Here is a 19,170-nt window from a genome sequence, read left to right as displayed (position 1 = left end):
ACTGGCGCGGCCCAGACGGCGCAAGACTTCCTTGATCCGTCGCGTGGATCGGTCACCATGGCGTGCCGCGTCGAGGGGAGATCCGCATGGCCGACGAGAAGGAATCCAAGCCCAAGATCGAGACCGCGGTGCGCTTCGGCATGCCCGACGCGGTCGCCGGCGCCAGGCCGATCGCCGACGACGAGGCCAGCGAGCCGGCGCCGAAGGAGGTGCGCTGCCGCATGCTGCGCGAGGGCGACGAGGAGATGCTCGACGCCTTCCTCGCGGCGCGGGCCGACACCCATCTTTTCCTGCGCTTCAACCTGCGCCAGGGCGGGCTGACCGACGAAGGCCGCACCTACCAGGGCACCTGGGTGGGCGCGATCGAGGACGATCCCGCGACCGACACGCAGCGCGTGCTGGCCGCCGCGGCGATCTTCTGGAACGGCCGCGTGCTCCTGCAGCTGCCCGAGCGCGCCAGCGACGTGCTCGACGTGCTGGCCGCCGCCGCGCCGCGCGATTTCGTCGAGGTCTCGGGCCCGACGGCGCAGGTCGAGCGGTCGCTGATGCATCTGTGGCTGCGCGACCGGCCGATCGTCTCGCGGCACGACTGCAGCCTCATGACGCTCGGCGCCGAGAGCTTCCGCGCGCCCGACGTGCTGGGCTCAGCCGGCATCGATTTCCGCCCGCCGATGGGCGAGGAGCTGGCGCTGCTGGGCGACTGGCACGCCGCCTTCCGCGAGGAACTGTGGGGCGTGCCGCGCAGCGAGGAGAACGACCTGGACGCGCGCCAGTGGGTGCGCCGCGCGCACGATCTGCGCCAGGGCATGGTGGTGACGGTGAACGACAAGCCGGTGGCCTACGCCGCCGCCACCGCGAAGCTCGACGACTGGGTCAATATCGGCGCGGTCTACGTGCCGCCCGAGATGCGCGGCCGCGACTACGCCAAGTGCGCCGTCGCCGGCATCGTGCGCGACGCGCAGCGCGACGGCGTCACCCACGCCTGTCTCACGGCCGAGAAGGAAATGCCGGCCTCGATCGGCGCCTACACCGCGGTGGGCTTCCAGCGCGCCTTCGACTGGACGATCGTGCGCTACTACGGGGCGTAAACTCCCTTCCCCCGGCAGGGAAAGGGACGGAAAAAGGGCCTTGATAAATTCCTTAATTGGGTAAATAAGGAATTACCAAGCACAGCCCAGTGGTCCTTCAATCATGACACCCGGTGCGGGGTGCGACAGACCGAGCACGAAGAGATGGCGCCGACCGGTCGATGGCGGCGCCAAGGGCGGGCGCGCGACGGGCGCCCGCCGGGCCAGGGCAGCATCGGAAATGCCGAGGGAAGTGAGCGCCGATGCCGACGTTCCAACGGTCTTCCAACGGGGTTCCCACCCCTTCCAGCGCCTTCCGACGGAGTACCAACGGGTGCTTCCAACGGGTTCCACCCCCCCCCTTCCAACGGGGTTCCAACGTCCCCTGCTTCCCCCACCCCCTTAAGGGGGGTGGGGGAAGCCAAGGATCAAGACGCGCCGCTGTCGCTTCGCGCCTTGATCCCCGCAAACCTCGAAGCCAGCGAGCGTCCCCAGATGCACCACCACCCCCGTCCGCGCGATCCGCATGCGCCGGTGCCGGAGCGCGATTTCCTGCAGGCCTACGAGCTGGTCTACGAGCTCGTGTGGGAGTCCGGCGACGACAGGCGCCGACGCCTGCAGATCCTCGAGCGGCTCGACACCGCCTTCCCGTTCCACCCGGCGATGCCCCGGCGCATCCTGCTGCGCCTGGGCGCGCTGGCCGAGATATGGCGCCATCCGCTGATGCAGGCCTGGCGCGCCATGCCCACCGCCGGCGGGCTGGGCGACATCGCCCTGCACGTCGCTGCGACGCATCCGCTGTCGGAGCAGGGCTGGTTCATCCCGCAGAGCTTCTTCGCCGAGATGCTGCGGCGCATGGACGACGCGGGCCGGGCGTGAGCCGGCACTGGCCGGACGGCGCGACGTTGATACAGTACCGAACGGAACAGCGAGACCGCCCGTGCTTTCCTTCCTGTTCGAGCATCGCTACCGCGTGCTGCTCAGCCGCTTCTCGGGCAGCGTCGGCGACGAGGATCTGCTGAGCCAGGTCCGCCTGGCCAAGGCGATCGGCGCGCGCCGCACGGTGAGCGGCGCGATCATGGATTTCACCGACGTCGCGTCCTTCGACGTCAGCCCCGGCGTCGTCTCCTCGCTGGCCCGGCTGGCCAACCGCAAGAGCCGCGTTTTCGTCGTGCCGACGCCCGAGATGTTCGGCCTGGCGCGGCTCTACGCCACGATCAACGGCCTGTCCTCGGTACGGCCGCCCATCCTCGCGAAGACGCGCGAGGAGGCCTACCGATGCCTCGACCTCGTGTCCCCGACATTCGAGCCGCTCGAGGTCGAGCCCTAGCCGCCCGAGCCAGGGCGATCGCATGCCTTCCCCCCGCTGGCGCGGGAAGGCAGTCAGCCCTGGCGGCCACAGTTCCGCCCCAGATCTCGGCGCATCCCGGGCGGCACATCGCGCCGTCGGCGGCGTTACCTCCTGCAAAGCTAGGAGGTCCCCCTCATGAGCATCCTCGGCATCATCCTGCTGCTCTTCCTGCTTCTGCTCGTGATCGGCGCACTGCCCAACTGGGGCTACATGACCACCCGGGGCTACGGCTACTGGCCCAGTGGCGGGCTGGGCCTGGTGCTGATCATCGTGCTGGTGCTGGCGCTGATGGGCCGGTTCTGACGCGCCGGCCCGTCGGAAGAAGCGGCCCCGCACCCCCCAAGGCAGGGCCGCTTCCGGCACCGCAGGTGCGCCGGCGATCGCAACCGCCGGCCACTTCGGTATCCGGCAGCATCGATAGTCGAGGCCGGCATCGAGCGCCTTGACGTGCGTCAAGCATCGGCCGCTGGTGTCGCCAAGGACGGCGATGCTAGCGTCGCGCCATGTGCGGCAAGTTCACCGCCATGTCGTCCTGGGCCGAGGTCGTCGCCTTCTCCGAACCGCTGATCGCGCGCGCCGGTGACGGCGGCGACGCGGGCGGCGGCAACGACGCGGTACTCGTCTATCGCGTCAACACGCTGGTGCCGGTGATCGTGTGGCACGCCGAAGCACGCGCGCGCCGCGTCGTGCGCATGCGCTGGGGCTTTCCCTCGCCCAGGGACTGGCGCCGGCCGCAGCCGATCCACGCGCGCGCCGAGACCATCGATGCGCGCGAGCCGTTCCGCACGCCGTTCCACGCCGGCCAGCGCGGCATCGTCGTCTTCCGCACCTTCAACGAGGGCGAGGAGGTGGCCAAGCCCAGCGGCAAGGTCGATGTCCGGCAATGGACCATCGATCCGCAGGACGGCCGGCCGCGCGGCTTTGCCTTCGTCTGGCGGCGCTTCGACATCGCCGAGCTGCCGGCGCCGATGCTGGCCTGCGTCATGGCGACGGTGCCGGCCAACGCGCTGATCCGCGACACGATCATGGCCAACCAGGACGACCCGCGCATGCCGGCGATCCTCGAGGACGACGCGTGGAGCACCTGGCTGGGCGAGGATGGCGCCACGCCGGCGGCGGCCAAGGCGGTGCTGAAGACCATGGAAGGCGTCAACTGGCAGGCCGCGCCCGAGCCCAAGGCGCCCCGGCCGCCGCGCAAGCCGAAATAGGCCCACGCGCTTGACCTGCATCAAGCCGCGCCGACGGCCGGCGCGTCATCATGCCCGCGATGTCGACGGCGATGGTGACGCGCATGAACCGGCTGTTGTGTCTGGGCGTGGCGGCGATCGCGATGGCGCTTGCGAGCGCGCCGGCGCTGGCCGGCGATCCGCTCAACGGCGAGCGCCTGGCGCGCCGCTGGTGCGCCGCCTGCCACGTCGTGTCGGAGAAGCAGACCGGCGCGGTGAGCGAGGCGACGCCGTTCCCCGTCATCGCGCGGCGCGCCGATTTCAGCGAGCGCACGGTCGCATTCTTCCTGCTCGACCCGCACCCCAGGATGCCCGACATGTCGCTGACCCGCGCCGAGGCCTCGGACATTGCGGCGTACATCGCGACGTTGAAGTAGCGCCGCGCTCTCGGCAGGTGCCGTCAGCAGCGCGCTGACGCGCGAAGCCTCCGGACCCGACCACTTCGCCATTGGCCCGCACGCTCGGTCGGGCAACCCTGGCGCAAGGATGCCGACTCAATGGACACCACCGACCCGCCGGGATAGCGTTGGTGCTTTGGGAGATGTCCGATGGCAGCCCCTCCAGCGCAATTGACACGCCTCAACGAGTTGCTGGCCAAATGGAAGGCGTATCGATCGGCGCTTCCCGAACCCGACAAATATTGCCAGATCAAGTCCGACCTGTATCAGGTGCGCAATGCGGGCTGGAATGGCAATCCGCCAGTCTCTTTCTGGCCTGCCGACCTGGTCGATTCCGACGACGCCATGAACGCGGCCGTTGAACACTACTTCCTGTGCCGCTGCTGGATCGGCACCGGCAAGTATCCTTCGTGGCAATTGCGCACCATGAACAACATCTACGATCTCGGAAAAATGATCGGCATCACACCGGCCCATAACCCGAACAAGCCGCCATCCAAGCTGACGCTGTTGCAGATGGCGGCGAAGGAAGCGGGCATCCGCGACGGTGAAGCCGACCTGAAGAAATCGGGCGGCAGCGCTCCATGGATTGCCAAGCCGCCGACGTATTGAGGGTAGAAGCCCGGCATCGTCAGGATCCCGCGGTACCGCGTGCGTAAGTCTCACGCCCCCTGCAGCTCCAGCTTCTTCCCGTCGACCTGCGCGTGGTGGAAGTTGGCCTGCTGGTAGGTGGTCATGAACTCGGCATAGGTGAAGGGCGGCTCGCGGCCGGGGCTGCCGTCGGCGGTGATCGGCGTCATCACGGCGCGGTAGTTGCAGTCGAAGAAGAACGGGATGGCGTAGCGCTCTAGGCCGGAGCGGTTGATCACGCGGTGCGGCGTGGCGAGGAAGCGGCCGTCGGTCCAGCGCCGCAGCATCATGCCGCCGTTGACCAGCAGCGCGCCCTCGAGCGCCGGTGCGTCGATCCAGCGTCCGTCGGGCAGGCGCAGCGACAGGCCGGGGATCCTGTTCTGCGCCAGGATGGTCATGAAGCTGGTGTCGAGATGCGGCGCGATGCCGAACTCGTTGTTGGGCGCCGTCGGTTCCTGCTGCGGGTAGTGCGACATGCGCAGCGTGTACATCGGATCGACGAAGAAGCGCGCGAAATAGTCGGCCGGCAGCTCGAGCGCGCGGGCGTAGATCGGCAGCAGGCTGAGCGCCAGCCGCTCGAAGGCGTCGCAGGTGGCGAGGATCTGGCCGCGGAAGCCCGGCAGGTCAGGCCAGCGGTTGGCGCCGCGGAAGCGCGCCCTGGCCAGCACGTCGACATGGTCGGCCGGCAGCTCGCGCTTGAAGAACACCGCCTCGTTGACGTTGGGCAGCACTGGTGTGTCGCCGACCAGGTTGTAGCGCGCGGTGGCGCCGCGCATCGGCATGTAGCCGATATTGTGCTCGTCGATCTTCATCGCTTCCTTGGCCGCGAGCGGCTGGGCGTGGAAGCGCTCGGCCTCGGCGAAGGTGGCGTCGAGCAGCGACTGCGGCACGCCGTGGCCCTTCACGAAGTAGAAGCCGATTTCGGTGAAGGCGTGGCGCAATTCGGCGCCGAGCCTGTCCAGCGCGCCGGGCTCGCCCGCGCGCAGCGGCGCGAGATCGAGGATGGGAATCGTGTCGGTCATGGAGATGTCCTCACTCTCTCTTGCCTTCCCCCGGAGGGGGAAGGTGGCGCGCAGCGACGTAAGCGGGATGCCTCAACAGACGCGGTGTTCGTCTTCGACATCCCCCTTCCGCCCTTCGGGCACCTTCCCCCTCCGGGGGAAGGGATTCAAGCCGGCAGCAGGTTGAGCTTGCGCAGAAGCGCGCGCTCCTCGTCGTAGGTCCTCGCCATGTAGTCGCGATACTCGGGGCCGTCCTTGAGCAGGAGCGGCTGGTCGACCTTCTCGAGGAAGTCGAGATGCGCCTTCTCCTGCGCCGCCGCCTTGAAGGCGTCGCCGAGGATCCTCACCACGCCCGCGTCCATGCCCTTCGGGCCGATCAGGCCGCCGGGCGATTCGACGGTGACGTCGATGCCCAGCTCCTTCACCGTCGGCACGTCGGGGAAGCGCCTGGCGCGGGTGGCGGTGAACACCGCCAGCAGGCGCAGCTGGCCGGCATTGACCATCGGCGCCCAGCCCGACGACTCCGAGGCGAAATCGATCTCGCCGCCGAGCAGCGCGCGCAGGGTGTCCGATGTGCCGCGATAGGGCGCATGCGTCCAGCTCAGCCCGCCCTGCGCCGCGCCGACGCGCTCCATCGCCAGATGCTGCGTCGAGCCGATGCCCAGGGTGCCCCAGTTCAGCTTGCCCGGGTTGGCCTTGGCATGGGCAAGCAGCTCGGGCAGCGTCTTCCACGGCGCGTCGGCCTTGACGACGATGCCCATGACGAAGCCGGTGATCTGCAGGATGTAGGTCAGGTCGTTGATCGGATGATACGTGAGCTGCCTGTTGAGCAGCGGCTGGCGCAGCACGCTCATGTGCATCTGCGACACGACATGGCCGTCGGGCTTCTCGTTCTGCAGCGCCATGGCGCCGAGGATGCCCGAAGCGCCGGCCTTGTTTTCGATCACCACAGACTGGCCGAGCTTCTTGGCCACCGACTCGCCCAGGATGCGAAAGCCGATATCGGCCGGTCCGCCCGGCGCCCAGGGCACGATCAGGCGGATGGTGCGTTCCGGGAACCTGGTCTGGGCGATGGCAGGCGCCGCGAGCGCCAGGGTGGCGGTGGTGGTGGCGGCCCCGATCAGGGCGGTACGACGCGTGATGCCGGTCATGGTCCTCAACTCCCCTGCGCCGCGATGATGGTCGCGGCACCCGAGACCGGCAAGGCTGCGCCGGTCAAGTCCGGGCAGCTATGCGTGGATCGAGGCGATCACGGCCAGCACCAAGGCCGCCAGCGCGATGAGCGCGGCGCGCCTGGTGTTGCGCCGCCGCTCGGCCAGCGCATTGAGCGGCCCACCCGCCGCGATGCGCAAGGCATGGCTGCCGCCGGTGCGGATCAGCCCGCGCATGTCAGGCCCGTAGCCGGGCCCGGGTGCCTCGACGCGGCCGCTGACGACGCAATCCATGCCCGGCGGCAACCAGCGCTCGGTGCTATGCAGCGACTCGGCGTCGATCGCCGACAGGCTGCCCCGCAGCGCCTCGTCCATGGTGTCCGGGTAATCGCCATCCCACGTCGTCTTGCCCGCGTCGCGCACCTCGGCGCCCATCGGCCACACCAGCACGCGGTTGCCGGCATCGTCGACGATGGCGAAGGGCTCCTGCGAGCGGCCGGCCGCCTCTGTGATCCAGCGTCCCGCCGAAATGAGCGACGCATCGTCGAGTCGTTGGATCTTCCAGTCGAACCACACCGCGGGCTCGGCGCCGAGCAGGCTCGTGCGCTCGACACCGTGGAACGCCAGGCGGCCGCGCACGCTCGCCTCCATGCCCGGCCGCAGCCGCGCCATCGCCACCGTCGTCGTGTCGCCGTCCTCGCGCAGGCGACGCCAGCTGGTGAAGACGATGAAGGCGATCCCGACCCAGAGCAGGTGCAGGATGACGGCAAGGAACCCGATCAAGCGCCTGACGCCTCCCCCCCCGGCTGCGACTGAACGATCGCTCAGGCGGCGATCATAAGGCGAATCCGGCCCCCTTGAAGCAGGGTCCGGCCCACCTATCTCACGGTTATCGCCGGGCCCATAGCGGGGCGGCGAGCAACGGCCCGCCACGGGTGGCTGACACCCAGGGGGCCACTGACTGTCACATCGCTCACCTGGAGGGTGTTTCCATGCGTGCTTATGACTTTTCGCCGCTGTTCCGTTCGACCGTCGGCTTCGACCGCGTCTTCCAGCTTCTGGACTCCGTGAACAGCGACATGGGTGGCAACGGCTACCCGCCCTACAACATCGAGAAGGTCGGCGACAACGGGTACCGCATCACACTCGCGGTGGCGGGCTTCACCGACAAGGACATCGAGATCGTCCAGCAGGAGAACGCGCTGAAGGTCTCCGGCAAGATCGCCGCCAGGGACGAGCAGAACGCCTACCTGCATCGCGGCATCGCCGCCCGCGCCTTCGAGCGCCGCTTCGAGGTCGCCGACCATGTGCGCGTGACCGACGCGAAGCTGGAGAACGGCCTGCTGCACATCGAGCTGGTGCGCGAGATCCCCGAGGAGAAGAAGCCTCGCGTGATCCCGGTCAGCACCCAGCCGGCGCGTCCGCAGCTGCAGGCTGCCGAGTAGTTCTTCTCCCCTTCCTATTCGGACAGCCGAGGAGGGGCGTCGCGGGCAACCGCGGCGCCTCTTTCGGCGCGCCTGTGTCCCGGGGAACAGACGCGCCTGAGGCCGCCGTCCATCCTGTCGCACGTGGCAGGAGGAATGCCCATGGCCGATATCCGGCAGACGGTAATGAACGTGCTGAGCTCGCCCTCGGCGAGACGCATCGACTTTCACCTGGGAACGATCAACGTCGACGCCGCGGGCATCGCCGCAATCCACAACCTGGTTGCGGTCAATGCGATCCCAATCAAGGTCGTCTCCATGGTCGCGGGCGTGGCGGCGCAGTACCGCAACGACACGAACGGCCTGGAATTTCCCCGCGACACCTACGGGGCGAACGCCAAGGAGCGTTCCGACATCCTGCATGAATGCATCCACGCGCTGCACGACATGTACGGCGGCGGGACCTATTTCCCCCAGAAAGGCGGGTCGAAATTCACGCCGCGCAGCGAGAACGAGGCGGCGGCGTACGTCGCGGACGCGCTGTTCTACGCCTACGAAACCGGCGGCGGCGTGCAGGGCCACGGCGATCCGATCTTCGACATCGCCGCCATGATCGCCAAGCGAATCATGAACAAGCGCGGAGCCTTCGTGACGGTCGAAGAAGCCAGGGCGCTGCGCATCGCGATCGTCAGCGACTCCACCTACAAGTACCGCTACGACACCCTGACCGTCGCCGACGGTCCGTAGGAGCACGCCATGGCCGACCTCCTGCAGACAGTCATGGGCGTCCTCACCTCGCCGTCGGCGAAGCGGATCGACTTCCACCTCGGCCTGATCCACGTCGACGCCATCGGTCTTGCGGCGGTCAAGAGCCTCGTCTCGGTCAGCGCCGTCGGCGGCGTGCGGATCGACATCGTCAAGTATCTCCCGAAGGGCGTGGCGGCCCAGTACGACAACGCCACCAACACGCTCCAGTTTACCCGGAAGGATTACGGCGCAATCGCGGGGGAAAGGGCCGTCATCCTGCATGAATGCGTGCACGCGCTGCACGACGTCTACGGCGGCGGATACTATCACCCTCGCGGCGGCTCACGCTTCATGACGGCGAGCGAGAACGAGGCGGCCGCCTACGTCGCAGGCTGCCTCTACCACCTGTACGAGACGGGCAAGACGCTGAAGGGAGACTCCACCATCTTCTATCACGCAGCCGAGATCGCGAAGCGGATCATGCACCAGCGCGGCGCCTACGTGACGACGGATGAGGCGACGAACCTGCGCAGCGTCATCGTCGACGATGGCACCTACAATATCGGCGTCGAGACCCCGACCACCGCGAACGGTCTATAGGCGCCGCTGTTCCGCGCGCCGGTTGCGCGGCATTTGCGCTGACGGCGGAAGCTCCTACACTCGCCCGCGACGCAATCGAGGGAACGGGTCTCATGAAGAGCTACAAGGTCGTCGAGTTCGGCCAGCCGATGCAGAAGGTCGAGGAGCCGACGCCGGCGCCGCAGGGCAGCGAGGTGCTGGTGCGCATCACGGCGGCCGGTGTCTGCCACAGCGACGTGCATCTGTGGGAAGGCTATTTCGACATGGGCGGCGGCAACAGGTACTCGACCGCCAAGACCATGAACCCGCCGCGCATCATGGGCCACGAGATCGTCGGCGTGGTCGAGGCCGTGGGGCCGGATGCGAAAGGCGCGGCGGTGGGCCAGAAGGCGGTGGTCTATCCCTGGATCGGCTGCGGCAAATGCTGGCACTGCGCCAACGGGCTGGAGAATCTCTGCGGCAATCCGCGGGCGATGGGCGTCAACGCCGATGGCGGCTTCGCCACGCACGCGCTGGTGCCGCACCCGAAGTACCTGTTCGACTACGGTTCGGTGCCCACCGAGCTCGCCTGCCTCTACGCCTGCTCGGGCATCACCGCCTTCGGCGCGGTGAAGAAGGCGCAAGGCCACGACATCGGCAAGCCGATCCTGATCATCGGCGCGGGTGGTGTGGGTCTGATGGGCGTGCAGCTGGCGCGCGCCGTCATGGGCCGCGATCCCATCGTCGCCGACATCGATCCGAAGAAGCGCGAGCTGGCGCTCAAACACGGCGCATCAGCGGTGCTCGATCCGCGCGAGAAGGAGGCGCGCAAGCAGATCATGGACCTCACCGGCGGCACCGGTGTGGGCGCGGCGATCGATTTCGTCGGCGCAGAATCCTCGGCGCAGTTCGGCCAGCGCGCGCTGGCGCGCGGCGGGCGGCTGATCATCGTCGGGCTGTTCGGCGGCACGTTCGCCACGCCGCTGCCGATGTTCGCCTTCACCGGTGCCGCCTTCATGGGCTCGGTCACCGGCACGCCGGCCGAGATGGCCGAGATGATGGCCCTGGTGCGCGACGGCAAAGTCAGCCCCGTGCCGGTCACCACGCGCGGCCTCGACGAGGCCAACGACGCCCTGCAGGACCTGCGCAAGGGCCTGATCATGGGCCGCGCGGTGCTGGTGCCGTAGGCGACCCGTCGCGCGATGCAATGGCTTCATCGAGCCGAGGGAGGTTAAGATGGCCGAAATGAAGCGCTGCCTGCGGAGATGCCCGTGACCGCCATCTCGAAGCGATTGCAGAAGGCACTCGAGGCCGTCAAGACGTGGCCCGCGGATTGACAGGACGCGGCGGCGGAAGTGCTCGAGCGCATGGACAGCCTCGAGACGAAGCCATACGCGCTGAGCAGCAGGAGCGCGCGGATCTCGAACGTTCGCGCGCCACGGCCTGTGAGGATCCGCTACACGCGAAAGGCGTTGGACCCACTCGACGAGCTCTACTCGTTCATTGAAGGACACAATCCCGCAGCCGCCGGCATCACGGGATGAAGCCGACGGGACGCCTGCGCCCCCAAAGAAGTGTTCACACGCGACATAAGCTGATATCTTCCAGCCTCAATGATTGGGGGGTTCGCATCATGGCGTTCACGACGGTTCTCGACTGCGCGAAGGGTGTCAAAGCAATTTACAAGAACGAGAACTTCGAGGGCTACGAACTGCTGCGCGGCTTCTACGACGGCAAGAACAAGGACATCGGCATGAAGGCCTACTCGGTGGGCCTGTACAAGCATCTGGCGGGCCTCAACACCTACATGCTGAGCATGCGCGGCAGCGCCGGTGCGCTCAACACCAAGGACTGGGTGGACGACGACGTGTCGATCGGGCTGGGCCGGCTGCCGGATCGCACGACCGACGCGCTGAAGTACACGCGCAAGATCCAGCAGGCCTATCCGGGCGCGGTGATCATCATCGTCGGCCATTCGCTCGGCGGCCACCTGGCGCAGTATTGCGGCGTGCAGTGCAACCTGCCGTTCGTCACCTTCAACGCGCCGCCGGCGCTGGGCGTCTTCACCGGCAAGCTGCCCGACGGCACGAAGGTGAACGGTTTCAAGCTGGGGCTGAACTTCCGCGTCAACTACGATCCGGTGAGCAGGATCTCCGGCAGCCATGTCGGGCCGCTCGTGACCTTGCCGCTCAACGGCCAGAAGCACGCCGCCGCGCACACCTCGCAGGTCGTCATCAACTCGGTCGTCGCCTCGGGCCTGGGCGGCCACGGCGCGATGGCGGAGATCGCGGTGCGCAACCGATAGCGGCGGGCGGCGCTCCCAGTCACGGATGGAACTTCAGCCCGTCGAGGATCTTGTCGGCGAGCTTGCGTTCGGCGCGCAGCGCCAGGCCCACCAGGTCGAGCTTCGGGCGCTCCACCGCCCTGACCGCAGCGCGGTTGGCGGCGTCGTGGCCGGTGGCGAACATCTCCCTGGTGTAGATCGCCGGCTCGACGCCGCGCGACAGCGCGCGGTCGAGCGCACGCGACAGCGCGGCGCCGTCGGCGCCGTAGACCAGGATCGGCTGGCCGATCAGCGGGCGATAGCGCGTGGCGCTGCCGTCCTCGTAGGGCTCGCCGATGCATTCGGGAAACGAGGCGGCGATGCCGCCGCTGAGGAACGCCGTCACGTTGAGCTTCTGCCAGACCTCGAGATCGGATCGCACGACGACAGCGATCTTGGTGTCGAAGCGGATGGGCGGGAGGGCAGCGTCGGTCATGGCAGCACTCGCGGGTGGCGTGGCATCTACGCGCTCGATATCGGGCAAGGGCGTCGAATGTCTTGAACGATCGTGCGAGCCCCTCGAGCGGCGCGCGGCGGATCAAGTGCGCCTGTCATTCCGAGCGCAGCGAGGGATCCACGACCGGCCTGAATCCCTCGCTACGTTCGGGGTGACAGGGCCTAATCGCTCCGAAAGCGGTGCATGGCGATCTCGATCAGCGTCCGCCGGTCGGTCTCGACAAGACGCAGCGACTCGATGCGGCCGTGCATCGGCACGGTCTGGCGTTCGGCGATCTGCGCCACGCGTTCGGCGTCGATGCCGTTGGCGAACATGCCAAGCGTCAGGTGCGGCTCGAAGGCCGGCGCGCCCGCGACCTTGGGTAACGACTGCGTCAGCATGTCGTGCAGCGCGCCCAGCTCCTCGGCGCCGTCGTCCGGCTCGGCGTAGAGCCAGGCGCGGCCCGAGCGCGGCGGCGCGTCGACGCGCAGGCGCTGGAGCACGAACCAGAACGGCCGTACGGATGACGCGACGCGCTCGACCGCTTCGGCCAGCGCATCGCGCGCGTCGGGATCGACGCCGAACACTAGGGTGAAGTGCGGACCGATCAGGTTGGCTTCGGCGTGATACTGTGCGCGCAGATTCACCAGCCGCGCGCGATCCTCGGGCAGCAGCACCGGTTCGGCGACGACGTAGAGCCGGCTGGGCGCCTCGACCTGGTTCTCGTTGGTGTGCGGCGAGGACGGTGCCGATGGCGCGGGCGCGTCCCCTCTCCGGGCGCGGGGAAAGGGGACGACCGCCATCAGCCGTAGCTCTTGGCCATGCCGGCGGCGGGATCGACCTGCGGGCTGAACGGCGGGAACGGATAGCGCAGCCCGTTCTTGGCCAGCTGGCTCATGCCCTCGACCGCGCGCAGCAATTCATCCGGCGGGCAGGCCATCAGCAGCTCGTCGTCGGCGACGCCGCCGTATCGGCGCTCGGCGTAGCACGGCAGCGACAGCGAGGTCTGGCGCGTCGACAGCGCCCGGCCCCACGAATCCGAGCAGGCGCTCTCGCCGGTCACGGTGAAGTCGTAGCGCTTGTAGCGATGGAACTGCAGGCCGTTGATGAAATAGATCATCTGTCCGGGCGTGCCGTAGAACAGGCAGACATCGGGCGGATCCAACCGTGCGGCGCGCAGCGGCGCCACGACCAGGCCATTGTAGCGGCCATGCGGCACGCGCGGCATGGTCGCCTGGTGCTGGCGCGCCGCCTCCTTGTTGCCGAACCACACGCCGTTCATGTGATCGCCCGACAGGAAGCCCTCGCCGGGATGGTTGAGCCCGATGACGCCACCGCAATTGCCGCCGCGCGTGTTGTCGACGGTGATGCCGAGCGTGAAGCCGTGCCAGCGCGACTGGGTCACCATCTGGCACATGGTGAACTTGTAGCCCTCGGTCGGGCTGCGCAGGCCCTTGATCTTCGCCATGTCGTCGGGGTTCTCGAACAGCTTCATGCCGATCGGCAGCGTGCGCAGGCGCAGTTGCTCGCTGAGCGTCTGCGTCGCCTCGGCCAGCATCGCGCCGGTGATCTGCTCCGGTGGCGACCACGGCTTGACCTTGTAACCCGGCGGCAATGCTTCGGCGGTGGCGGTCGACATGGGTGTTCCTCCTACGGGGTCTTGTCTCGGCGATTCATACCACTGTCTTGAGCGCCACGAGCGTCTCGTCGGGGCGCTCGATCATCATGAAGTGACCGCTGTCCCTGATGATCTCGGTGCGGCTGCCGGCGATGGCCTCCGACAGCGCCTTGGCGTTGCGCGCCGGCGTCATAAGGTCGCCGTCGCCCAGCACCAGCAGCGACGGGCACGTCACCGATTTGCCGGCCTCGGCCAGCGCCTTGTGCGCGTTGCAGGCCTCGAGGTCGTTGGCGATCACGCCCGGCCGGTTGCGCTCGAGGATCGCCAGCGCGGTGCGCGTCAGCCACAGGCCGGGCACGCTCATGCCGCTCAGCTGCAGCGAACGGCCGACGCCCCAGAAGGTCATCAGTTCGCGCACCTTCGCCGTGCCCGCCTTCGCCGACTCCAGCATTTCGGGATGCACCGGCATCGCCGCCGCCACGCCGCACAGCGCCAGCGCCCGCACGCGGGCCGGATGCCGCGCCGCTGTCTGCACCGCGATCATCGCGCCCATCGAGTGGCCGACCAATGCCGCCTGCTGCACCCCGGCGGCATCGAGCAGCTTCGGTACCCAATCGGCCATCGCCTCGATGGTGGCAAGCGGCGCGCCCTCGGACTCGCCGTGGCCCGGCAGGTCGACCGCCAGCACCGAGCGCCCGTGATGGGCGAAGTAGCGCGTCTGCAGGTTCCAGCAGGTACGGTCGAAGCCGGCGCCGTGGATGAACAGCACGACCGGCTTCGATGGATCGAAGGGCCGCCCGCCCGTGGTGGCGTTGATGCGCTGACCGTCGACAATGAAGTGCATGATGAGCCTCTCTACCTTCCCCAGGAGGGGGAAGGTGGCGCGCAGCGCCGGATGGGGGATGTCGAAGACGAATGCAGGAGGCCGGCTTCGACATCCCCCTTCCGCCCTTCGGGCACCTTCCCCCTCCGGGGGAAGGTAAGGCCGCTCAATCCGCTCATCGTTGCGAAGCCTTGAGCGCCTGGCCGAGGTCCTCGATCAGGTCGTCGACGTCCTCCAGCCCGACCGAGAGCCGGATCATGCCCTCGCCGATACCCGCGCCCTCGAGCTGCTGCGCGGTGAGCTGCGCGTGCGTGGTCGAGGCGGGATGGATCACCAGCGATTTCGCGTCGCCGACATTGGCGAGGTGCGAGAAGAGCTTCAGCCGCTCGATGAACTTCTTGCCGGCCTCGCGCCCGCCCTTGATGTCGAAGGCGAAGATCGCGCCGCTGCCCCGGGGCAGCAGCTTCTGCGCCAGCGCGTGGTCGGGATGGTTGGGCAGGTCGGGATAGAGCACGCGCTCGACGCCCGGCTGCGTGGCGAGCCACGACGCGACCTTGCGCGTGTTCTCGACATGCTGGCGCATGCGCAGTGGCAGGGTCTCCAGGCCCTGCAGCAGGTAGAACGCGTTCTGCGGCGAGAGCGCCGGCCCGAAATCGCGCAGACCCTCGGCGCGGGCGCGCATGATGAAGGCCTGCGGGCCGAACTCGTCCCAGAAATCGATGCCGTGGTAGCCCGCGTATGGCTCGGTCAAGGTCGGGAACTTGCCCGACCTCTCCCAGTCGAAGCGGCCGCCATCGACCAGCACGCCGGCGATCGCAATGCCGTGGCCGCCGATGAACTTGGTGGCGGAGTGCATGACGATGTCGGCGCCGTGCGCGATCGGGTTGCACAGGTAGGGCGAGGCGAACGTGCTGTCGATCATCAGCGGCAGGCCGGCCTCGTGCGCGATCGACGCGACGCGCGGGATGTCGAGCACCTCGCCGCCGGGATTGCCGATGGTCTCGCCGAAGATCAGCCGCGTCGCCGGCGTGATCTCCTTGGCGAACGCATCGACGTCGCGCGGATCGACGAAGGTCGTGGTGATGCCGAAGCGCGGCAAGGTCAGGCCCATCATGTTGCGGCTGCCGCCATAGATCGAGGCCGAGGCGACGATGTGGCCGCCCTGCCCCATCAGGGTGGCGATGGCGATATGCAGCGCCGCCTGGCCGCTGGCCACCGCCAGCGCGCCGACGCCGCCCTCGAGCGCGGCCAGCCGCTCCTCGAGCACGGCGACGGTGGGGTTGGAGATGCGGCTGTAGATGTGGCCGCCGACCTCGAGGTTGAACAGAGAGGCTGCGTGCTCGACGTCGCGGAAGACGTAGGAGGTCGACTGGTAGATCGGCACCGCGCGGGCGCCCGTGACCGGATCGGGCCGCTGGCCGGCATGCAGCGCCAGCGTATCGAACTTCAGGAAATTGGCGTCGGCCATGAGAGCGCTCCCGGTGTCACGACCCGACACTAACCGGCTGAGTCGCCTCATTGAACTTCGGATTTCGCCAAATCAGGCGTATGATTCGCATCGTTCCGCCCGGTGCGACGTTTGTTGGGGCGGCAAGGCGCTGAAAGCGCCGTGACAATAAAGTACGGAGGGCCCCCCTCTATGTCCCTGATCGGCCGAACAGGTCCGGTCGCGCTGGCGCTGCTGGTGGCGACCGTCTCCCCCTCTCCCGCACAGCAGGTCGCCGCGCGCGGCGATGCCGAGGGCGGCACGCCGGTGCGCCTCTTGTGCACGCCCAAGGCGCTGGGCCTGGTGTGCAGCGCCACCAACGTGCGCGCCGCGGTCGAAGCCGGAGTCGGCGGCCGCTCGCAGACGCTCACCATCGCGCCCTACCAGCCCTTCGCCACGCCGCGCGGCCGCACGCTGCAGGGCTTCGACGTCACGGTGACGGCCTATGTCAGCCGCAGCGACGGCGGCCGCGTGCTGCTGATCGCGGATGTCGGCGGCGACGCGCGCAGCCTCGACCTCTCGGATCAGGTCACGCCCGGCCGCGGCGGCATCCGCACCATCCGCTTCGCCACCGACGCCGGCTGGATCAGCGAGACCTTCAACGAGGACGGCGCGGCATCGATGCGCCTGCCGATGCACCTGATGCTGACCGCGCAGACCCGCACCGCGGCCGACACCGCGCGGCTGGATCTGATCGAGGTCGAGCTGAAGCCGGTGTTCCGAGAGTAGTTCTTGGGAGCGCCGGCGAGACGCCGGCGCTCCCAGCTACTGCGCCGTCCAGCCGCCGTCGCTCACCAACTGCGTGCCCTGCATGTTGGACGCGGCGTCGGAGCACAGGAACACCGCCAGCGCGGCGATCTGCTCAGGGGTGGTGAATTGCAGCTGCGGCTGCTTCTCGCCGAGCAGCTCGTCGTTGGCCTGCTGCACCGTCTTGCCCTGCGCCTTGGCGCGCGCGTCGATCTGCTGCTGCACCAAAGGCGTGAGCACCCAGCCCGGGCAGATCGCGTTGCAGGTCACGCCGGTGTTCGCCGCCTCCAGGGCCACCGACTTGGTCAGGCCGAGGATGCCGTGCTTGGCCGCGACATAGGCCGTCTTCTCGGCCGAGGCGACCAGGCCGTGGGCGCTGGAGACGTTGACGATGCGGCCCCATTTGCGCGCCTTCATCAGCGGCAGCGCGTGATGGATGGTGTGGAAGGCGCTCGACAGGTTGATGGCGATGATCGCGTCCCATTTCTCGGTCGGGAACTTCTCGACCGGCGCCACGAACTGGATGCCGGCGTTGTTGACCACGATGTCGACCGAGCCGAAGGTCGCATTGGCCCTGGCGACGAGGTCGGCGATCTCGTCCGGCTTGCTCATGTCGGCGCCGTGGTAGTCGACGCGACCGGCATTGGCGACGCCGATCTCGGCCTTGACGTTGGCGATCGCGGCGGGATCGCCGAAGCCATTGAGCATGACGTTGGCGCCCTCGTTGCCGAGCGCACGGGCGATGGCGAGCCCGATTCCGCTGGTCGAGCCGGTGACGATGGCGGTCTTGCCGGAAAGCGACATGTTCCAATCTCCAGACGAACGGTCCGGACGTTTCCCCTGATGCAGGCGGCCTATTTCTTGAAGAACAGCGCCGCCGCCGAGGCGTGGCTCTGCTTGGCCTTGATGGTCTCCTCGGCGCGCACGATCTCCGCCTTCATCTCGGCGATGTAGCCGCGCAGCTCCTCGACCGACCAGCCGGAAAGGTCCTTCGGCTTGGGCTTGCGATTGCGTGGTTCGAGATCCTCGTCCTCGCGCGCCATGACGACCTCCGGCCGATTGTCCGCCGCTTCCGGCCCCGCTATAGCAGGCGTCCCCTCTGACTGGAACCCGCGCGGAGCGCCGCAGATGAACCCCCTGCCCCAGACCATGAATTGCGTCGAGATCAGCACACCCGGGGGCCCGGAGGTGCTGAAGCCCACGACGCGGCCGGTGCCTGTGCCGGCCGACGGCGAGGTGCTGATCAAGATCGCGGCCGCCGGCGTCAACCGCCCCGATATCGCCCAGCGCGCCGGGCTCTATCCGCCGCCGCCGGGCGCCTCGGACCTGCCGGGCCTGGAGTGTGCGGGCACCATCGCCGCGCTCGGCAAGGGCGTCAGCGGCTGGAGCGTCGGCGATCCGGTCTGCGCGCTCACGCCGGGGGGCGGCTATGCCGAGTACGTGGCCGTGCCGGCGCCGCAATGCCTGCCGCCGCCCAAGGGCTTCGACCTGCTGCACGCCGGCGCACTGCCGGAGACCTACTTCACGGTCTGGCACAACGTCTTCGAGCGCGGGCAGCTCAAGGCCGGCGAGACGCTATTGGTGCATGGCGGCGCCAGCGGCATCGGCACCACGGCGATCCAGCTCGCCAAGGCGCTGGGCTGCACCGTCGTGACCACTGTGCGCAACGCCGAGAAGGCCGCGGCTGTGAAGGCGCTCGGCGCCGACCACGCCATCCTCTACAGGGACAATGACTGGGCGGCCGAGGCGAAAGCCAAGGTGAAGGGCGTCGACGTCGTGCTCGACATGGTCGGCGGCGACTACATCGGCAAGGACATCGAGCTGCTCAAGCCCGACGGCCGCCTGGTGATCATCGCCACCCAGATCGGCGCCATGTCGACGATCAATGGCGCGCTCTTGATGATGAAGCGGCTGACGGTCACCGGATCGACGCTCAGGCCGCAAAGCGTCGAAGCCAAGGGCCGCATGGCCGCCGGCCTGCTCGACAAGGCCTGGCCGCTGCTCGCTTCGGGCAGCATCAAGCCGGTGATCCACAAGACCTTCCCGCTCGCCCAGGCCGCCCAAGCGCACGCCGAGCTCGAGCGCGCCGATCACGTCGGCAAGGTGATGCTTACGGTGTGAAAGTCGATTGTCGTCCTGGGCGAAGCGAAGGACCCTGCGGTGCGACTTGCACCAACGCTGGAT

24 protein-coding genes are annotated in these 19,170 nt (G+C 68.3%); 14 read left to right on the top strand and 10 right to left on the bottom strand.

Annotated features, from left to right (window positions below; genetic code table 11):
* Nucleotides 1-86 precede the first annotated feature (86 nt).
* From KF889_21130 to KF889_21100, 7 genes are all read left to right on the top strand, one after another.
* Nucleotides 87-1,088 carry a GNAT family N-acetyltransferase gene (locus KF889_21130; GenBank protein MBX3501955.1) on the top strand — a complete coding sequence of 334 codons (1,002 nt, stop codon included), beginning with the start codon at nucleotides 87-89 and terminating at the stop codon, nucleotides 1,086-1,088.
* 474 nt (nucleotides 1,089-1,562) lie between these two features.
* Nucleotides 1,563-1,946, top strand: coding sequence for a hypothetical protein (locus KF889_21125; protein MBX3501954.1), 384 nt, complete (start codon nucleotides 1,563-1,565; stop codon nucleotides 1,944-1,946).
* 61 nt (nucleotides 1,947-2,007) lie between these two features.
* Nucleotides 2,008-2,397, top strand: coding sequence for a hypothetical protein (locus KF889_21120; GenBank protein ID MBX3501953.1), 390 nt, complete (start codon nucleotides 2,008-2,010; stop codon nucleotides 2,395-2,397).
* Nucleotides 2,398-2,559: 162 nt separating this feature from the next.
* Complete coding sequence (locus tag KF889_21115) at nucleotides 2,560-2,721, top strand: DUF3309 domain-containing protein (GenBank protein ID MBX3501952.1); 162 nt, start codon at nucleotides 2,560-2,562, stop codon at nucleotides 2,719-2,721.
* 200 nt (nucleotides 2,722-2,921) lie between these two features.
* Nucleotides 2,922-3,626, top strand: coding sequence for an SOS response-associated peptidase family protein (locus KF889_21110; protein MBX3501951.1), 705 nt, complete (start codon nucleotides 2,922-2,924; stop codon nucleotides 3,624-3,626).
* An 83-nt stretch (nucleotides 3,627-3,709) separates the two neighbouring features.
* Entirely contained in the window at nucleotides 3,710-4,021 is a 312-nt protein-coding gene (locus tag KF889_21105; protein ID MBX3501950.1) for a c-type cytochrome, read from the top strand.
* A gap of 171 nt (nucleotides 4,022-4,192) precedes the next feature.
* Complete coding sequence (locus tag KF889_21100; protein ID MBX3501949.1) at nucleotides 4,193-4,654, top strand: hypothetical protein; 462 nt, start codon at nucleotides 4,193-4,195, stop codon at nucleotides 4,652-4,654.
* Nucleotides 4,655-4,704: 50 nt separating this feature from the next.
* On the opposite strand, the gene KF889_21095 is transcribed toward KF889_21100, so the two are convergent.
* The 3 genes from KF889_21095 to KF889_21085 form a co-directional block, all read right to left on the bottom strand.
* Entirely contained in the window at nucleotides 4,705-5,694 is a 990-nt protein-coding gene (locus KF889_21095) for an isopenicillin N synthase family oxygenase (protein ID MBX3501948.1), read from the bottom strand.
* Nucleotides 5,695-5,840: 146 nt separating this feature from the next.
* Nucleotides 5,841-6,824, bottom strand: coding sequence for a tripartite tricarboxylate transporter substrate binding protein (locus KF889_21090; protein MBX3501947.1), 984 nt, complete (start codon nucleotides 6,822-6,824; stop codon nucleotides 5,841-5,843).
* A gap of 78 nt (nucleotides 6,825-6,902) precedes the next feature.
* The gene (locus tag KF889_21085; protein MBX3501946.1) at nucleotides 6,903-7,607 is read right to left on the bottom strand and encodes a hypothetical protein; all 705 of its coding nucleotides are present in this window, start codon (nucleotides 7,605-7,607) and stop codon (nucleotides 6,903-6,905) included.
* Between the two features lie 209 nt (nucleotides 7,608-7,816).
* On the opposite strand from KF889_21085, the gene KF889_21080 reads away from it, so the two are divergent.
* The 5 genes from KF889_21080 (at nucleotide 7,817) to KF889_21060 (ending at nucleotide 11,858) form a co-directional block, all read left to right on the top strand.
* The gene (locus KF889_21080; protein MBX3501945.1) at nucleotides 7,817-8,269 is read left to right on the top strand and encodes an Hsp20 family protein; all 453 of its coding nucleotides are present in this window, start codon (nucleotides 7,817-7,819) and stop codon (nucleotides 8,267-8,269) included.
* Nucleotides 8,270-8,410: 141 nt separating this feature from the next.
* A complete protein-coding gene (locus KF889_21075) occupies nucleotides 8,411-8,995 on the top strand; it encodes a hypothetical protein (GenBank protein ID MBX3501944.1) in 585 nt (194 codons plus the stop codon).
* 9 nt (nucleotides 8,996-9,004) lie between these two features.
* Nucleotides 9,005-9,595, top strand: coding sequence for a hypothetical protein (locus KF889_21070; GenBank protein ID MBX3501943.1), 591 nt, complete (start codon nucleotides 9,005-9,007; stop codon nucleotides 9,593-9,595).
* Nucleotides 9,596-9,687: 92 nt separating this feature from the next.
* Nucleotides 9,688-10,740, top strand: a complete 1,053-nt coding sequence (locus tag KF889_21065; protein MBX3501942.1) for an alcohol dehydrogenase catalytic domain-containing protein — start codon at nucleotides 9,688-9,690, stop codon at nucleotides 10,738-10,740.
* A gap of 446 nt (nucleotides 10,741-11,186) precedes the next feature.
* Entirely contained in the window at nucleotides 11,187-11,858 is a 672-nt protein-coding gene (locus KF889_21060; GenBank protein MBX3501941.1) for a DUF2974 domain-containing protein, read from the top strand.
* Between the two features lie 19 nt (nucleotides 11,859-11,877).
* On the opposite strand, the gene KF889_21055 is transcribed toward KF889_21060, so the two are convergent.
* The 5 genes from KF889_21055 to KF889_21035 all read right to left on the bottom strand — a co-directional run bounded on the left by KF889_21055 (nucleotide 11,878) and on the right by KF889_21035 (nucleotide 16,221).
* Nucleotides 11,878-12,288 carry a DUF2000 family protein gene (locus KF889_21055; protein MBX3501940.1) on the bottom strand — a complete coding sequence of 137 codons (411 nt, stop codon included), beginning with the start codon at nucleotides 12,286-12,288 and terminating at the stop codon, nucleotides 11,878-11,880.
* 206 nt (nucleotides 12,289-12,494) lie between these two features.
* The gene (locus KF889_21050; protein ID MBX3501939.1) at nucleotides 12,495-13,115 is read right to left on the bottom strand and encodes a 2'-5' RNA ligase family protein; all 621 of its coding nucleotides are present in this window, start codon (nucleotides 13,113-13,115) and stop codon (nucleotides 12,495-12,497) included.
* On the bottom strand, nucleotides 13,115-13,870 hold the full coding sequence (locus tag KF889_21045; GenBank protein ID MBX3501938.1) for a DUF169 domain-containing protein: 756 nt from the start codon (nucleotides 13,868-13,870) through the stop codon (nucleotides 13,115-13,117). The genes KF889_21050 and KF889_21045 overlap by 1 nt, the downstream gene beginning before the upstream one ends.
* Before the next feature lie 115 nt (nucleotides 13,871-13,985).
* A complete protein-coding gene (locus KF889_21040; protein MBX3501937.1) occupies nucleotides 13,986-14,774 on the bottom strand; it encodes an alpha/beta hydrolase in 789 nt (262 codons plus the stop codon).
* 154 nt (nucleotides 14,775-14,928) lie between these two features.
* Entirely contained in the window at nucleotides 14,929-16,221 is a 1,293-nt protein-coding gene (locus KF889_21035; protein MBX3501936.1) for an O-acetylhomoserine aminocarboxypropyltransferase, read from the bottom strand.
* A gap of 171 nt (nucleotides 16,222-16,392) precedes the next feature.
* Between KF889_21035 and KF889_21030 the strand changes: the two genes are divergently transcribed.
* Nucleotides 16,393-16,968 (top strand): hypothetical protein, encoded by a 576-nt coding sequence (locus KF889_21030; GenBank protein ID MBX3501935.1) that lies wholly within the window; start codon nucleotides 16,393-16,395, stop codon nucleotides 16,966-16,968.
* Between the two features lie 36 nt (nucleotides 16,969-17,004).
* Here the strand turns inward: KF889_21030 and KF889_21025 are convergent, their stop codons facing one another.
* Both KF889_21025 and KF889_21020 read right to left on the bottom strand, forming a co-directional pair.
* Nucleotides 17,005-17,790: a 3-hydroxybutyrate dehydrogenase gene (locus KF889_21025; protein ID MBX3501934.1), complete on the bottom strand. Its 786-nt coding sequence runs from the start codon at nucleotides 17,788-17,790 to the stop codon at nucleotides 17,005-17,007.
* A gap of 50 nt (nucleotides 17,791-17,840) precedes the next feature.
* On the bottom strand, nucleotides 17,841-18,029 hold the full coding sequence (locus KF889_21020) for a DUF1192 domain-containing protein (GenBank protein MBX3501933.1): 189 nt from the start codon (nucleotides 18,027-18,029) through the stop codon (nucleotides 17,841-17,843).
* Between the two features lie 106 nt (nucleotides 18,030-18,135).
* Here KF889_21020 and KF889_21015 point away from each other — a divergent pair, with 106 nt between their 5' ends.
* Nucleotides 18,136-19,107 carry an NAD(P)H-quinone oxidoreductase gene (locus KF889_21015; protein MBX3501932.1) on the top strand — a complete coding sequence of 324 codons (972 nt, stop codon included), beginning with the start codon at nucleotides 18,136-18,138 and terminating at the stop codon, nucleotides 19,105-19,107.
* The last annotated feature ends 63 nt before the right edge of the window (nucleotides 19,108-19,170 follow it).

The organism is Alphaproteobacteria bacterium (assembly GCA_019635875.1).
GTDB lineage: Bacteria > Pseudomonadota > Alphaproteobacteria > Reyranellales > Reyranellaceae > JAFAZJ01.
This window is presented reverse-complemented; position numbering and strand designations above follow the sequence as displayed.

Bases quoted from the DNA above. Each gene is read 5' to 3' on its own strand.
- KF889_21130 (MBX3501955.1), top strand. From the start codon at position 87: ATGGCCGACGAGAAGGAATCCAAGCCCAAGATCGAGACCGCGGTGCGC.
- KF889_21125 (MBX3501954.1), top strand. From the start codon at position 1,563: ATGCACCACCACCCCCGTCCGCGCGATCCGCATGCGCCGGTGCCGGAG.
- KF889_21110 (MBX3501951.1), top strand. From the start codon at position 2,922: ATGTGCGGCAAGTTCACCGCCATGTCGTCCTGGGCCGAGGTCGTCGCC.
- KF889_21105 (MBX3501950.1), top strand. From the start codon at position 3,710: ATGAACCGGCTGTTGTGTCTGGGCGTGGCGGCGATCGCGATGGCGCTT.
- KF889_21100 (MBX3501949.1), top strand. From the start codon at position 4,193: ATGGCAGCCCCTCCAGCGCAATTGACACGCCTCAACGAGTTGCTGGCC.
- KF889_21095 (MBX3501948.1), bottom strand. From the start codon at position 5,694: ATGACCGACACGATTCCCATCCTCGATCTCGCGCCGCTGCGCGCGGGC.
- KF889_21090 (MBX3501947.1), bottom strand. From the start codon at position 6,824: ATGACCGGCATCACGCGTCGTACCGCCCTGATCGGGGCCGCCACCACC.
- KF889_21080 (MBX3501945.1), top strand. From the start codon at position 7,817: ATGCGTGCTTATGACTTTTCGCCGCTGTTCCGTTCGACCGTCGGCTTC.
- KF889_21075 (MBX3501944.1), top strand. From the start codon at position 8,411: ATGGCCGATATCCGGCAGACGGTAATGAACGTGCTGAGCTCGCCCTCG.
- KF889_21070 (MBX3501943.1), top strand. From the start codon at position 9,005: ATGGCCGACCTCCTGCAGACAGTCATGGGCGTCCTCACCTCGCCGTCG.
- KF889_21065 (MBX3501942.1), top strand. From the start codon at position 9,688: ATGAAGAGCTACAAGGTCGTCGAGTTCGGCCAGCCGATGCAGAAGGTC.
- KF889_21060 (MBX3501941.1), top strand. From the start codon at position 11,187: ATGGCGTTCACGACGGTTCTCGACTGCGCGAAGGGTGTCAAAGCAATT.
- KF889_21050 (MBX3501939.1), bottom strand. From the start codon at position 13,115: ATGGCGGTCGTCCCCTTTCCCCGCGCCCGGAGAGGGGACGCGCCCGCG.
- KF889_21045 (MBX3501938.1), bottom strand. From the start codon at position 13,870: ATGCTGGCCGAGGCGACGCAGACGCTCAGCGAGCAACTGCGCCTGCGC.
- KF889_21040 (MBX3501937.1), bottom strand. From the start codon at position 14,774: ATGCACTTCATTGTCGACGGTCAGCGCATCAACGCCACCACGGGCGGG.
- KF889_21035 (MBX3501936.1), bottom strand. From the start codon at position 16,221: ATGGCCGACGCCAATTTCCTGAAGTTCGATACGCTGGCGCTGCATGCC.
- KF889_21030 (MBX3501935.1), top strand. From the start codon at position 16,393: ATGTCCCTGATCGGCCGAACAGGTCCGGTCGCGCTGGCGCTGCTGGTG.
- KF889_21025 (MBX3501934.1), bottom strand. From the start codon at position 17,790: ATGTCGCTTTCCGGCAAGACCGCCATCGTCACCGGCTCGACCAGCGGA.
- KF889_21020 (MBX3501933.1), bottom strand. From the start codon at position 18,029: ATGGCGCGCGAGGACGAGGATCTCGAACCACGCAATCGCAAGCCCAAG.
- KF889_21015 (MBX3501932.1), top strand. From the start codon at position 18,136: ATGAATTGCGTCGAGATCAGCACACCCGGGGGCCCGGAGGTGCTGAAG.